Source organism: Rhodococcus pseudokoreensis, assembly GCF_017068395.1.
Taxonomy (GTDB): Bacteria; Actinomycetota; Actinomycetes; order Mycobacteriales; family Mycobacteriaceae; genus Rhodococcus_F; species Rhodococcus_F pseudokoreensis.
Map to the genome: position 1 here is coordinate 3,159,726 of NZ_CP070619.1, position 13,540 is coordinate 3,173,265.

13 protein-coding genes are annotated in these 13,540 nt (G+C 64.5%); 8 read left to right on the forward strand and 5 right to left on the reverse strand.

Annotated elements, in window-relative coordinates; translation table 11 throughout:
- The first annotated feature begins 275 nt into the window (after window positions 1-275).
- Window positions 276-1,106 carry an SDR family oxidoreductase gene (locus JWS13_RS19555; protein WP_259375228.1) on the forward strand — a complete coding sequence of 277 codons (831 nt, stop codon included), beginning with the start codon at window positions 276-278 and terminating at the stop codon, window positions 1,104-1,106.
- Between the two features lie 75 nt (window positions 1,107-1,181).
- Window positions 1,182-2,198, forward strand: a complete 1,017-nt coding sequence (locus JWS13_RS19560) for a PDR/VanB family oxidoreductase (protein ID WP_206007089.1) — start codon at window positions 1,182-1,184, stop codon at window positions 2,196-2,198.
- A gap of 75 nt (window positions 2,199-2,273) precedes the next feature.
- Here the strand turns inward: JWS13_RS19560 and JWS13_RS19565 are convergent, their stop codons facing one another.
- Window positions 2,274-3,581 carry an MFS transporter gene (locus tag JWS13_RS19565; protein ID WP_206007090.1) on the reverse strand — a complete coding sequence of 436 codons (1,308 nt, stop codon included), beginning with the start codon at window positions 3,579-3,581 and terminating at the stop codon, window positions 2,274-2,276.
- A gap of 257 nt (window positions 3,582-3,838) precedes the next feature.
- Here JWS13_RS19565 and JWS13_RS19570 point away from each other — a divergent pair, with 257 nt between their 5' ends.
- From JWS13_RS19570 to JWS13_RS19595, 6 genes are all read left to right on the forward strand, one after another.
- Window positions 3,839-5,503, forward strand: coding sequence for a class I adenylate-forming enzyme family protein (locus JWS13_RS19570; RefSeq protein ID WP_206007091.1), 1,665 nt, complete (start codon window positions 3,839-3,841; stop codon window positions 5,501-5,503).
- 67 nt (window positions 5,504-5,570) lie between these two features.
- Window positions 5,571-6,242, forward strand: a complete 672-nt coding sequence (locus tag JWS13_RS19575) for a TetR/AcrR family transcriptional regulator (protein ID WP_241032246.1) — start codon at window positions 5,571-5,573, stop codon at window positions 6,240-6,242.
- On the forward strand, window positions 6,239-7,333 hold the full coding sequence (locus tag JWS13_RS19580; protein WP_206007092.1) for a phosphotransferase family protein: 1,095 nt from the start codon (window positions 6,239-6,241) through the stop codon (window positions 7,331-7,333). Before JWS13_RS19575 ends, JWS13_RS19580 begins: the two co-directional genes overlap by 4 nt.
- Window positions 7,334-7,376: 43 nt before the next feature.
- Window positions 7,377-8,627: an acyl-CoA dehydrogenase family protein gene (locus JWS13_RS19585; protein WP_206007093.1), complete on the forward strand. Its 1,251-nt coding sequence runs from the start codon at window positions 7,377-7,379 to the stop codon at window positions 8,625-8,627.
- A gap of 64 nt (window positions 8,628-8,691) precedes the next feature.
- Window positions 8,692-9,162: a MaoC family dehydratase gene (locus JWS13_RS19590; protein WP_206007094.1), complete on the forward strand. Its 471-nt coding sequence runs from the start codon at window positions 8,692-8,694 to the stop codon at window positions 9,160-9,162.
- Window positions 9,163-9,202: 40 nt separating this feature from the next.
- Window positions 9,203-10,174, forward strand: a complete 972-nt coding sequence (locus tag JWS13_RS19595) for an NADPH:quinone oxidoreductase family protein (protein ID WP_206007095.1) — start codon at window positions 9,203-9,205, stop codon at window positions 10,172-10,174.
- 18 nt (window positions 10,175-10,192) lie between these two features.
- Here the strand turns inward: JWS13_RS19595 and JWS13_RS19600 are convergent, their stop codons facing one another.
- The 4 genes from JWS13_RS19600 to JWS13_RS19615 are packed head-to-tail and all read right to left on the reverse strand — an operon-like array spanning window position 10,193 to window position 13,291.
- Entirely contained in the window at window positions 10,193-10,480 is a 288-nt protein-coding gene (locus JWS13_RS19600) for a BMC domain-containing protein (RefSeq protein ID WP_206007096.1), read from the reverse strand.
- A 50-nt stretch (window positions 10,481-10,530) separates the two neighbouring features.
- Entirely contained in the window at window positions 10,531-11,340 is an 810-nt protein-coding gene (surE, locus tag JWS13_RS19605) for a 5'/3'-nucleotidase SurE (RefSeq protein ID WP_206007097.1), read from the reverse strand.
- Window positions 11,337-12,266, reverse strand: a complete 930-nt coding sequence (locus tag JWS13_RS19610) for an HAD family hydrolase (RefSeq protein WP_206007098.1) — start codon at window positions 12,264-12,266, stop codon at window positions 11,337-11,339. Before JWS13_RS19610 ends, surE begins: the two co-directional genes overlap by 4 nt.
- A gap of 29 nt (window positions 12,267-12,295) precedes the next feature.
- The gene (locus JWS13_RS19615) at window positions 12,296-13,291 is read right to left on the reverse strand and encodes a DUF7064 domain-containing protein (protein ID WP_206007099.1); all 996 of its coding nucleotides are present in this window, start codon (window positions 13,289-13,291) and stop codon (window positions 12,296-12,298) included.
- Window positions 13,292-13,540: the final 249 nt, after the last annotated feature.

The following is a 13,540-nucleotide window of genomic DNA, read 5'->3' on the forward strand; positions in this document are numbered from 1 at the left end:
CCGGCCGATCGAGCCACCGGTATCCGGTAGCCGGATTCGGGGCTGCCGCGCTGCGGCCATCCATCCTGTCACCGTGAAAGTCGCCATCACGCAAGGCGTCATTTCGGAGCCCCGGACCTCGCATCAACCGTGAAGTAATTCAGGCCACAATCGCGGCAGACTGGCCTCACTGGATCCTCGCATCCGCGCACGCTGCGAGGTCCCCGCGGGCTTGCGCACTGGCTCCGACATGTGCAGACATCGCGTGCGCCTGACAACCAACGAAGAGGGACAGCGTGGGAAAAGCGCTTGATGGACGGACCATCGTCATGTCTGGAGGCAGCCGCGGAATCGGCCTTGCCATCCTGGTGGCGGCAGCACGCGAGGGAGCGAATGCCGTCATTCTCGCCAAGACGGACACACCCGATCCGCGACTACCGGGCACCGTGCACACCGCGGTCGAAGCAATCGAGGCGGCCGGTGGTTCCGCGGCTGCGGTCATCGGGGACGTTCGACGCGAAGAGGATATCGAGCGGGCGGTAACGACTGCTGCCGACACGTTCGGCGGAGTCGACATCTGCATCAACAACGCGAGTGCCATCTCGCTCCTGGGTACCGAAGAACTTCCGGTCAAGAAGTTCGATCTGATGCAGTCGATCAACAGCCGCGGAACGTTCCTGCTCACCCAAGCGTGCCTACCGTTCCTCAGAAAGTCCGATCACGCCCATATTCTGAGTCTGTCTCCGCCGCTCAACCTGTCACCACGATGGCTGGGAGCGCACCCGGCGTACATGTTGTCGAAGTACGGAATGACACTGCTGACTCTCGGGTTCTCCGCCGAGTACGCGGACTCCGAGATTGCCGCAAACTGCCTATGGCCTCAAACCATGATCTCGACGGCTGCGGTCGTGAACGTCATCGGTGACGAGGAGTTGGCCTCCCGATCGAGAAGTCCGGAGATCATGGCCGACGCAGCCGTCGCCGTTCTGTCTCGCCCGCCATGTGAGCGCACAGGCCAGACGCTGATCGACGCAGATGTTCTGGAACAGAACGGAATCACGGACCTGTCGCGTTACGGCGGCGGCGGAGAACCGGAACTCGACATCTTCGTAGACCCACGACGGTAGGTCTATTCGACCTCGCAGGGACGTCGCACCCTCCCATCGTTCCGCAGTAATGCCCGGATGCCCGAGGAGCTTCACATGACCATTGTTCGGCAGCAGACTTCCTTTGAAACAACGCAATTCATTTCGCTGGATGGTGCCGCACCGACCACCGACTTCGAGATCGACCTCGTGGTCTCCGAAAAGGTCACCGCCGCCGAAGATGTGGTCGCACTGACGCTGCGCGACCCCGACGGCGGACCGTTGCCACGCTGGACGCCGGGAGCGCATATCGACCTGGTACTCGGGGACGCGCCGACCCGGCAGTACTCACTGTGCAGTGAGGTCGAGAACCGTGATTCCTGGAGGGTTGGCGTTCTGCGCAATTCGAACGGCCGGGGCGGATCACGGTACGTTCACGACGACCTTCAGGTCGGCGACACCATTCGCGTGCGAGGTCCGCGGAACCACTTTCCTCTGGCGGAATCGCCGCGCTACCTTTTCGTCGCCGGCGGAATCGGCATCACCCCGATCCTTCCCATGATCGCCGCCGCCGAGGCGGCGGGGGCGGAATGGCAGCTTGCCTACGGAGGCAACCGCCGCGCGTCGATGGCGTTCGTCGACGAACTCGAGCGCTACGGCAACCGGGTGACGATCTGGCCGCAGGACGAACGCGGCCTTCTCGATCTGGATGGTCTACTCGGAACGCCGCTGACGAACACCAAAGTCTTCTGCTGCGGGCCCGAACCCCTTCTGGCCGCCGTCGAGGACCGCTGCGAACAGTGGCCGTCACACTCACTCCACGTCGAACGCTTCAATGCGAAACCGATTGCCGACTCCGCAGAGGACGCCGCGTTCGAGGTCTACCTCACACAAAGCGACCAGACCTTCGTCATCCCTCCGGATCGCTCGATCCTCGACGTGGTCGAGGACGCAGGAGTCGCCGTGCAGGTGTCGTGCGGCGAAGGCACCTGCGGCACCTGTGAGACACCGGTGCTGGACGGCGAACCCGACCACCGCGACACAGTTCTCAACGACGACGAGCGGCGCGCCAACGACTGCATGATGATCTGCGTTTCGCGCGCCTGCACCCCTCGACTGGTCCTCGATCTGTAGAGGGCGTGACCTGTACACCGGTGTCCGGCGCTGAAGATTCAGACAGCGCCGGACACCGTGAACGAGGCTCGTCGTTCAGGACTGCTCTTCGGCGCCGATGTGCCGATTGCGAATTGTCAGCACAGCGATCAATCCGACCAGCGCCAACGCGATGACGAAGAACGACGGTGCGAGGTTGTTGCCGGTTCTTTCAACGAGCCACACGGCGAAGAATGGGGCTGTGCCGCCGGCGATGATGACTCCGAGGTTCCATCCCATCGCGACACCGGTGTATCGGGATGTCCGGTCGAACAGCTGAGGGAGAAGCGTGTACGCCCCTACCTGCGTGGCAACGGAATTCATCATGATCACCACGAAGCCGATCGCCGCGACGAACAGACTCGTCTCCATGATCCCCATCATCGGGTAGGTCAGTACGATGAAGCCGACGAACCCCAGTGCCATCATCCGGGTCAGACCGATCTTGTCGCCGAGCAGTCCACCGAGAGGCATCGCCAGTGCCGCGATTCCAATTGCAATGGTGGCGACCCACAGAACGGGCGAGGCGTCGTAGCCGAGTTGCTTCGACAGGTGAATCGACATGTAGGTCAGGCCGATGTAGGCAGTGCCGTTCACTGCCGCACTGATGGCTGTGGCCTGGAGAAGCGCTCTCGGCTGCTTGCGGAAGACGAACCCGACCGGCGAGTGCGACGCCTCCTCCTTCTTCGTCACGTCGTGGGTTTCCGAGACGCGCGTGCGCGCCCACAGGCAGAACAGAGTGAGAGGAAGGGCAAGGAGGAACGGAACTCGCCATCCCCACGTTTCCATCTGTGCGTCGGTGGTGAGTGCTGTGACCACACCCGCAACGGCGGCGGCCAGAGCAAACCCTCCCGTCGACCCCAACGGGGTGAACGCACCATAGGTTGCCTTGCGGTTGGGGGGCGCCGATTCCGAGATGAAAGTGGCCGATCCACCCACCTCACCGCCCGCGGAGAAGCCCTGCAAGAGGCGCACGACAACGAGGAGAACCGTCGCCCAGATCCCGATCTGCGCGGGGGTCGGCAGTAGACCCATCAGGGTGCTGCCGATGCCCATGCAGACCAGCGTCGCCATGAGCGCTTTCTTACGGCCGAAACGGTCGCCGATGTGGCCGAACACGATGCCACCGAGCGGCCGGACCAGGTATGCGGTGCCGAAGACCGCCAATGCGGACAGCAGGGACGTAACCGGATCTTCGCTCGGGAAGAACAGCGGCGCGATGACGACCGCCATGTAGCCGTAGAGGCTGAAATCGTAGTACTCGATCAATGTTCCGACACCACCGGCGAGGGCGGCTCTGCGTGCCCGCCTGTGGTCGCGATCCGTCCCGTCGGATGGCCGGACACCCATGCTTTGTGCGGTCATGTACTCAGACTCCTGTTCTGTGACCTAGATCATGCACATAGTGTTTGCCGAACGATCGTTTGTCAACAGTCGATTCTCGCTCATGCCATTTGACTAGGTATTTTGCGGACGAAATGCGACATAATCCCGCCATTGACAAACGATCGATCGGTTGACAGGATCGGCCTCACATTAATCCTGATGCGGCGTTCGGCGATCGCCGGCGCGGCGTGTGCATCGGGTGAGTTCGGGTGGATCCGAAGAAGGAGCTGTGAGAAATGGACGCTGTTGCAGGGCCCTGGACGAGGAATTACCCCGCAGGGGTGTCAGCGCAGCTGACCGCGTCGCTCCCGACCATGTTGCAAGCATGGAACGAGCACGTCCATACCAGGCCAGACGCTGCCGCGGTCCACTATTTCGATGCCACCCTGACCTTCGCCGACATCGATCGCACCGCCGACGCGCTGGCTGCCGCGCTCCAGGACAACGGGTTGCAGACGGGCGATCGGGTCGCGATCTATCTGCAGAACGACCCCCAGTGGCTGGTGTCGATGCTCGCAGCGTGGAAGTCCGGTGCCGTACCTGTTGCGGTCAATCCAATGCTTCGCGCGAAGGAACTTCTGCACATCCTCACCGACTCGGGCGCCCGGGTGCTCGTGTGCCTGGACAGCCTCTACGCGCAGGTCGCGCAAGACATCGTCGGCGACACCGCAGTGGGCACGGTAGTCACCACGCACCCGCTCGACATGACCCCCGACGCCACCGTGTCACCGTCCTTGGCGGCCCACATTCCCGCGCGCCAATCCTTCTCCGACGCACTGGATTGGCGCACGTTGGTGGTCGAGTACGACGGCCGTGCTTCGACGTCGTCGATGCCGTACGCGGGGGATATCGGTGCTCTGACCTACACGTCGGGCACCACCGGGCGGCAGAAGGGGGCGATGAACCTGCAGAGCGCCATGATGCACAGCTCCACCGTGTACGCCTCCTGGTGGGACCTGCGTCCAGGACGCGACGTGATCGTCGGCCTCGCACCGGTATTCCACATCACCGGTCTCATCGCCGGCCTCGGCGTCCATATCGTCAGCGGTGCCCCGATCGTGCTGATGCACCGGTTCGATGCGGAGGAGACCCTGCGCGCGATCGATCGCTGGCGCGGCACCTTCATGATCGGGGCAAGCACCGCGTTCATCGCGCTCAGTAACCATCCCGCGCTGGCCGATGTCGACGTGTCGTCGCTGACCAAGACCCCCTCGGGAGGTGCGGCAGTGGGCCAGGCACTCGTCGACCGCGTCCACGCCGCCACCGGCTGGACGTTGCGGGGCGCCTACGGCATGACCGAGACGACATCACCGACGCATCTCGGCCCCCTCGATGTCGACCCGCCTACCGATCCCGAATCCGGTGCTCTGGCAGTGGGAGTTCCCGTTCCCGGCGCGCGTGTGCGGATCGTCGATGTCGGCGACGGACGCGACCTGGGACCGGGAGAGGCCGGCGAGATCGTCGTGTCCGGCCCGATGGTGGTGCCCGGTTACTGGCAACTGCCGGAGGAGTCCGCCCACGCCATCCGGGACGGTTGGCTGCATACCGGGGACATCGGCAAGATGACCGAGGACGGCTGGCTGTTCGTCGTCGACCGGCTCAAGGACCTGATCAACGCCGGTGGGTACAAGATCTTCCCGCGCGACGTCGAAGACGTTCTCTACCAGCATCCGGCGGTCCGGGAGGCGTCCGTCGTGGGTGTGCCGGACGAGTATCGGGGTGAGACGGTCAAGGCGTTCGTTTCCCTGGTCCCAGGCGCCGCCGCCCGTCCGGAGCAACTCATCGACTTCTGCCGGGACCGCATGGCGGCATACAAGTACCCGCGGGAGGTCGTCATTCTCGAGGAACTTCCCAAGAACGCGAGTGGAAAACTGCTGAGACGGGAGCTGCGCCATGTCTGAGGTCATGTCGGACATCGGTGGCAGAGGCCGGACGACCACCAACCGACATCCCCGTAACCTCGGGGCGGTGACCGGCACCGGAAGTCAGACCATCATCGCCTCGGCCGTGGAGAATTTTCAGCACCGCGGATACCACGGAACGTCGATCCGCGACATTGCCCGCGACGCCGGAATCACTCCGGCGTCGATCTACCACCACTTCCCGTCCAAGCAGCACATCCTGCAACACATCATGGAAGCGGTGCTTCAGGAGGTCATTTCGCTGACGAATGCGGCGGTGATCCGGGCCGGGAACTCGCCGGCCGAACAACTCGAAGCCCTGGTGCGGGCCTGGGTGCTCTTCCACACCACCAACCGCTCCGAAGCGCTGATCGGTGCATCGGAGATCCGCAGTCTCGACGACATGGGCCATCGCATCGTCGTTGCGTTACGCGACCAGCAGGAACAGATGTTCCGCGACATCATCGACCGAGGGGTCGCCGAGGGCGCCTTCACCACGCCATTTCCCCGCGAGGCCGCCCGGGCCATCATCAACATGGGGTACTCGATCGCATCCTGGTACCGGCCCGGCGGTGACCTGACCCCTGAGGAGATGGCTCACCGGTATGCCGTCCTGGCGCTGGGAACCGTGGGGACCACCACACCGGAAAATGCCAGGGTGGCGCCAGCGGCCGCATCAGTGGCCCGTCTCAACTCACCGATTGCCAACGCCAGATGCGGAAAGGCCGAGCACACATGAATCCGACCGCAGACGTGCACACACGACAAGAGTATGGGTCGTCCGCCGACTCGGGAGACGGGCTCGGCGCCGGTCGAATACGGGAGTGGCTCGCGGACGCGGAAACACGACCCGTGGGAGAGGAACTCCGGACTCGACTGATCGCCGGCGGACGATCCAACCCCACCTACGAACTGAGCGACGGGGACCGGGCGTGGATCCTCCGCCGACCTCCGGTGGGTCATGTTCTGCCGACGGCCCACGACATGAGCCGCGAATACCGCGCGCTCACAGCGCTGTACGGCAGTGCCGTCCCCGTTCCCCGCACCGTCGGATTGTGTGAGGACACCGCCCTGATCGGTGCCCCCTTCTATGTCATGGACAAACTCGACGGCATCACCCTGCGCACCGCAGAGGACACCGGCCGGCTCACGCCGACACAGCGCGCCGCACTCGCCGAAACGATGGTGCAGACCCTGGCGGCACTCCACGAGGTCGACCCCGCAGACGTCGGACTCGACGACTGGGGACGACCCGACGGATACCTCGAACGGCAGCTCCGGCGGTGGCAACGGCAGTGGGAATCGTCCGCGACAGCGCCGCGCCCAGAAGTGGACGAGCTGCAGGCCCGGCTCGCAGCGTCGGTCCCGGAAAGCCGCTACCCCGGCATCGTTCACGGCGACTTCAAGATCGACAACCTCATGGTCGCCGCCGACGACCCGACTCACATTCTGGGTGTACTGGACTGGGAAATGTCAACGCTCGGAGACACTCTCACCGACCTCGGCATTCTGTGCTCGTTCTGGGATCAGCAGGGTGAATTCCACAATCCGATCACCGCCGGCGCCACCGCACTGCCCGGGTTCCCCTCCCGGGACGAGCTGGTGCACGCTTACGTGCAGGCACGCGGTATCGATGTACCCGACATCGACTGGTATCTGGTATTCGCGGATTTCAAGATCGCCGTGATCCTGGAAGGGATTCACGCCCGGCATACACAGGGCCACACGGCCGGTGACGACTTCACCGGCATCGGAGACATGGTCGGGCCACTGTTGAATCGCGCCCTCGACCGGGCTTCACACTCTTCGGTCCCCGGACTTGCCGGCTGACCGAACTGCCATTGATCACCACCGCATCCTCGTGAGGAACCCCATGACCGCCGATATCCCTACGCCCACACTCCCGCCCGAGACCGATCGCGCCTCCCTCGATCTGCGTCCCTCCGAACGTGCACTCGAACTTCGCGAGACGCTGGTCGACTTCATGCACGAACACGTCTTCCCCGCCGAGCACGCATACGAGACGTACCGCAAGAACGCCGGCCCCGACGATCACACCGTCCCGCCCGTGGTCGAGGACCTGAAGAAACACGCCCGTGCCCGCGGCCTGTGGAACCTCTTCCTCCCGGCGGAATCCGGTATCAGCCAACTGGACTATGCCGGACTGGCCGAGATCACCGGCTGGAGCCTGCACCTGGCGCCCGAGGCAACCAACGGGCAGGCGCCCGACACCGGAAACATGGAACTGCTGCACCTCTTCGGTACCGACCTCCAGAAGGAGCAGTGGCTGCGGCCACTGCTGGACGGTGAGATCCGCTCGGCGTTCTCCATGACCGAAGTCGCAGTTGCCAGTTCCGACGCCACCAACATCGAAACCCGCATCGAGCGCGACGGCGACGACTACGTCATCAACGGGCGCAAGTGGTGGACGAGCGGCGCCGCGGACCCGCGCTGCAAGTTCCTGATCGTGATGGGAAAGACCAATCCCACTGCGGAACCGCACCGCCAGCAGTCGATGGTGCTCGTCCCGGTGGACACCCCCGGCGTGACCATCGTGCGAGACGTCCCGGTTTTCGGCCGATACGATCAGCACGGTCACTGCGAGGTGGTGTACGACAACGTGCGCGTCCCAGTCGGCAACCTCCTCGGCGGGGAAGGTGCAGGATTCGCCGTCGCGCAGGCTCGCCTCGGCCCGGGGCGCATCCACCACTGCATGCGCGCCCTCGGTGCGTCCGAGCGCGCCCTCGCCCTGATGGCAGCGCGCGCGAAGTCGCGGATCGCATTCGGCAAACCCCTCGCCGACCAGGGTGTCGTCCAGCAGCAGATCGCCGAGTCACGCATCGCGATCGACCAGGCCCGTCTGCTGTGCCAGTTCGCGGCCAAGACCATCGACGAGCACGGAAACAAGGCCGCAGCACCGTACGTCTCCGCAGCGAAGGTGTCCGTGCCGCGAGTCGCACTCGACGTCATCGACCGGGCAATTCAAGTGCACGGCGGCGCCGGTGTCAGCGACGACGTTCCCCTCGCCGCCATGTACGGGTGGCATCGAGCGATGCGCCTGTTCGACGGCCCCGACGAGGTTCACCTGCGCACCATCGCCAAGGCCGAGCTGCGTAAACACTGAACGACGTTGCCGGGAACCGGCCCGCCAGTCGCCGGTTCCCGGCACCAACCAGGAAGGATCGGCCATGACAGCGCTCCAAACGACAGTCGCAGGCCTCGCAGAGCTCGGTCCACGCACCCTCGGGGTCACCGAGTGGGTCGGCATCGAGCAGCATCGTGTGAACCAGTTCGCCGATGCCACCGACGACCACCAGTGGATCCACGTCGACCCGGAGCGGGCTGCAGTCGGCCCGTTCGGGACCACCATCGCCCACGGCTACCTCACGTTGTCGTTGCTGCCCCGCATGCTCGAGCAACTCATCCAGGTCACCGACCAGGTGCGCGGCACGAACTACGGGATCGATCGGGTGCGGTTCACCAACCCGGTGCCCGTCGGCTCGCACATCCGCCTCGCCGCCGAACTCGCCGAGGCGAAGATCCGCGACGACGGCGGGGTGCAGTACAAGGTCGCCGTTCGCGTCGAGATTCGCGGCGAGGACAGACCGGCCATGATCGGCGAATCGATCTACCTCGCGTACGCCACCCACGCCGAATGACCACGTGGACACCAATTCCGCCGCAGCAGCAGGAGAGACAATGCGCGCATTCGAACTGAAGGACTACACCGGCCCGGACGGCCTCGTCCTCACCAACATCGACACACCGCACCCGAACGACGACGAAGTCCTGCTCCGCGTCCATGCCGTGGGAGTCAACTACCCCGACCTGCTGATGACAAAGGGCCAGTACCAAAACAAGCCTGCACTCCCGGTGGTACCGGGTTGTGAGGTGGCAGGCACGGTCATCAGCGCACCCAACCACACGAAATGGCATCCCGGAGACAGGGCCGCGGCCTTCGTCTGGCAGGGCGGATTCGCCGAACAGGTCGCCATACCGCTCAACTCCGTCGTTCCGATCCCGGATTCGGTCGACTTCCAATCCGCCGCCGCAATGGTCGTCAATTACCACACCGTGCACTTCGCACTCGCCCGGCGCGGTGCTGTGCAACCGGGCGAGACGGTACTGGTCCTCGGCGCCGCAGGCGGAATCGGCACCGCAGCAGTCCAGGTAGCCAAGGGACTGGGCGCACGAGTCATCGCCGGCGTCTCCTCCCCCAGTCGCGCGGAAACCGCAGCAGCGGCCGGCGCCCCCGAAACCGTCGTGCTGGAAAAGGGATTCGCCGGGACGATCCGAGAAATGACAGACGGGCGCGGTGTCGACGTCGTGCTCGACCCGGTCGGTGACTGGATCTTCGACGAAGCAGTCCGCACCCTCGCACCCGAAGGTCGACTCCTCGTCGTCGGATTCGCCGCAGGCAAGATCCCCGAACTCAAGGTCAACCGCCTGCTCCTACGCAACATCGGCGTCGTAGGGGCCGCATTCGGCGCGTTCCTGGAACTCGACCACGACCTCATGACCGAGCAAGCTGCCTCACTCGACCGGATGATCGCCGACGGAGCCGTAAAGCCCTACATCGGATCCCGGTTCGGATTCGAAGAACTACCACAGGCCCTGCGCAGCCTCGACGCAGGCGAAATCCGTGGGAAGGCTGTCGTCGTCATCGAGTAGGTTCCGTCCGGACGGGAATCAAATCACGGAAAATGCTGCCGCCAATACGTCCTCGGTTTCGCCGTGGGGACGCGCGATCACGTGTGATGTGGCCAGCTCACCGGTGTTCCGGGCCGCGGCGATCCCAGCATCGACCGCAGCCTGGACCGCTCCGACATCTCCGCGGACCATGACGGTGACTTGCCCGTTGCGCAGCGTCCTGTATCCGACCAGGACGACGTTGGCCGCCTTCACCATGGCGTCGGCGGCCTCGATCGCACCGACCAAGCCGACCGTTTCGATCAATCCAACTGCACCGGAACTCATTGTCCATCCTCCATATTCATCAGATGCATGTGTTGCTGGTTGTGCTCGCGTCACCGGCGGACCTGACTGACCCAATCGATGGATGAGTCGCCGCTGAACTGGAGCAGTGACAGTGTGGGATGCCCCAGCCGCACCTTGTCGATATCGGATCCTTCGACGATATCGATCGTGGGTTCGACCAACTCCGCCACCGGTAGTGTCGCGGCGCGACGGTCGAAGTCCGCGATGAACGGCAGCAGGGTCGGGGCCGTCCCCGCAAGTGTCCACGCTGCCGACACCAGGGCACGTTGGTCAGCGGCGGGCAGGTTCGGCACGTTGAGATTGAAGACCGATCCCGGGTCCGCTTCGACGAGTTGCGGCAGTATCGCCCCCACCACCTCGGCGGCGGACTCCCAGTGTCGTGGCGGATCCGACACCGCAGGCCCTTCGAGTTCGAAATCGAGATGCAGCGACGCGGCCAGCGCGGTGATGCCGTGCGCTCCCGCGACCATCGCCGCTCCTGCGGTACCGGAGTGCAACACCGCCGATCCCAGATTCGAGCCCTCGTTGATTCCGGACAGCACCAGATCCGGCACCGATCCGAAGCGCCCGAGGACTGCGGCGAGCGCGATCATCCCGGGGTGCGCCGACACTGCGTACGCGTCGACTCCCGGAAGACCGCGAAGACGACGGTGCGTGATGTCGATCTTCTCGTCGACGACGAACATCGACAACCCGCCGGCACTGCCGCTGGCTTGCCGATGCGGAGCAGCGACTGTCACGTCGAAACCCCGATCGCATGCGGCGTGCGCGAGGGCGAGCAGGCCCGGTGCGTCGATGCCGTCGTCGTTGGTGACCAGTACATGCGCTCGGTTCGTCATCGCATCGTCCTCGTGACCGCCAGCAGCAGTTCGCTGTCGGTTTCTGCCCCGCGGGCCTGCTGCGGAACAACCGTGGAGGAGGTCGGCGGCTCCGGCGGAGCGCTCTCCTGCGGGTAGGGCTTCGACGACGTCATGCGGGCCTGCAGTGCCTTCGCCCCTGCTGTCCTCCTGAGCGCGCGTGGCCGTGAGGACGACCCGTCAAGTGAGGGTGGGGCCGGGGTGGCCGGACATGCGCACGAATTCGATTTCGGTGGCACGGCACCGAAAAGGTGCGCCAGAATTTCCTGTGGCCAGATGGCGACGAACTCCGCTCCCGCCGCGAGCAACTGTTCCTCGGTGTGCATTCCCCAGGCGACGCCGATGGCGCGGATCCCCGATTTCACGGCCGCCTCGACGTCGCCGACGGTGTCGGTGATGATGGCCGTCGACTGGGCAGGCACGGGGCTTCCCATCGCCGACTCGTCGTAGAACGCCTGACACCGCCGCCCGGTCCCTTGGGCTGCATCGTCGAGGAAACGCTGGATTCCTCTGGATTTGTCGGGTTCCACGTCACCGCCGAAGACGTGCGAAAAGCAATACGCCAGAGAGTTCTCGCGCAGGATTCGGCGGATCACCCCGGTAGAGTTCGACGACAGCACAGCGAGTGTCGCGTGCGGCACCAGCGCCTTCACGATGTCGACCATCCCCGGGATCATCGCGGGGGCGTAGTCGGAGCCGAGGCTGCGCATGAAGTCCGCTTCGACGGCATGCGCATGCTCTGCGTCACGGCACAGGCTGCGCAGGGAGACGAAGAAGTTGTTCGCGAACATCTCGTAGAACTGTTCGGCATCTTCGATTCCGAGATGATGTGCAGCACTGATCTTCTCGAATACCCGCCAGGACGCTTCCCGGGTCTGCACGAGCGTGCCGTCGAGATCGAAGATCACCGCCTGAGGCGGCTCCGGTCGGCACATGGTCAGTGACCGGCCGAGGGTGTCGCACTGTAGATCTTGCACAGCTGCTGGGGGCCGATGAAGTCCTGAATCTCCCCCCAGCCGCGCTGCGAACCCGACCGCCATTCGGCGAGCACGTTGTACCCGACGGTGCCGGGGCCCGCCTGCCACGGGAAGCTGGTCCGCGCGATCCCTTGGAGGTCGTATTCGCGTCCTTCACTGTCGGTGAGCTCGAGCTCGACGGACTTGGCGAAGAATCCTTCCCGGACGGTACGCCCACGTCCCGCGGCCAGGCCGTACAGTTCGCCCTTGTCTACGACGTAGCCGTGCTGGAGTGACAGTTCGGTGGGAGCGTCGGGACCGCCGGTGGGGTCGAAGTCGAAGATGCCGTGGATGGCGAAGTCCTTCGAGAAGTGTGCGTGCAGCCAGCTCATCGTGTGGCCCTGGTGCTCGGACCGCAGGCCCCAGCTGTGGTCCATGGTCGACACACAGTCGACGGGGTATCTGGTGCCGCGCAGGTTGACTTCGCCTTCGAAGTGTCCGGTCTGATCGAAGTGGCCTGCGTAGGCCTCTCCCCACGCGAATACGCCCTCGTCTGCCTGCTGGGCGACGATCGGATCCTGCTTGGGATCGTGGATGTCGAATGCCTCGGTGAGCGCGGTGTAGCGGAAGGCCAGCGACACATCGTCACCGTTGTCGAACTCGACGTCCCACACCCGGTTGGGCTCTTTGCACACGACGTGCAGACCGTTCGCGAGGCGGTAGTCGCGCAGATTCCGCGGCTCCGGAATGGGCAGGTGATGCTGGGCGTCCCAGTACTCGGCCTGCCACGGCGCCTGCACGAACTTCGAGTTCATCGCAATGGTCGAGATCGCGACGCCCACATTCGGGCGGAACAGGGCGTAGACGCCGACGTTCAACGCGGCTTCGGGAACATAGAAGCCGAAGAAGTTCGTCTCGGTCCAGGTCGGATCGTCACTGGTCGGGGTGTGGAAATCGGCGTCGATGTCTTCGATCATCGGGTTCTCCTCGGCTCTCGCGGTGGCCGCACACTCACTACGCATGCGGCCGTCGTCAATTGCACACCTTGCCGAACTGCAGATGTCCTCGCCACATCCACGGGGGACAACTACCCGGGCAGACGCTGTCCTTGGGAGATAACGGTCCCGAGGTGTGCGTCGCCGTAGCGTCCTCATCGATGCACTCCCGGATCACTTGGGGTGAGCGGGAGTGCATCGATCCCGTTCATTTCGGCACCCAAGTAGAGG

Excerpts from the sequence above, each read along its gene's own strand:
- JWS13_RS19595 (WP_206007095.1), top strand. The coding sequence starts at position 9,203 with ATGCGCGCATTCGAACTGAAGGACTACACCGGCCCGGACGGCCTCGTC.
- JWS13_RS19590 (WP_206007094.1), top strand. The coding sequence starts at position 8,692 with ATGACAGCGCTCCAAACGACAGTCGCAGGCCTCGCAGAGCTCGGTCCA.
- JWS13_RS19565 (WP_206007090.1), bottom strand. The coding sequence starts at position 3,581 with ATGACCGCACAAAGCATGGGTGTCCGGCCATCCGACGGGACGGATCGC.
- JWS13_RS19600 (WP_206007096.1), bottom strand. The coding sequence starts at position 10,480 with ATGAGTTCCGGTGCAGTTGGATTGATCGAAACGGTCGGCTTGGTCGGT.
- JWS13_RS19615 (WP_206007099.1), bottom strand. The coding sequence starts at position 13,291 with ATGATCGAAGACATCGACGCCGATTTCCACACCCCGACCAGTGACGAT.
- JWS13_RS19580 (WP_206007092.1), top strand. The coding sequence starts at position 6,239 with ATGAATCCGACCGCAGACGTGCACACACGACAAGAGTATGGGTCGTCC.
- surE (WP_206007097.1), bottom strand. The coding sequence starts at position 11,340 with ATGACGAACCGAGCGCATGTACTGGTCACCAACGACGACGGCATCGAC.
- JWS13_RS19560 (WP_206007089.1), top strand. The coding sequence starts at position 1,182 with ATGACCATTGTTCGGCAGCAGACTTCCTTTGAAACAACGCAATTCATT.
- JWS13_RS19585 (WP_206007093.1), top strand. The coding sequence starts at position 7,377 with ATGACCGCCGATATCCCTACGCCCACACTCCCGCCCGAGACCGATCGC.
- JWS13_RS19570 (WP_206007091.1), top strand. The coding sequence starts at position 3,839 with ATGGACGCTGTTGCAGGGCCCTGGACGAGGAATTACCCCGCAGGGGTG.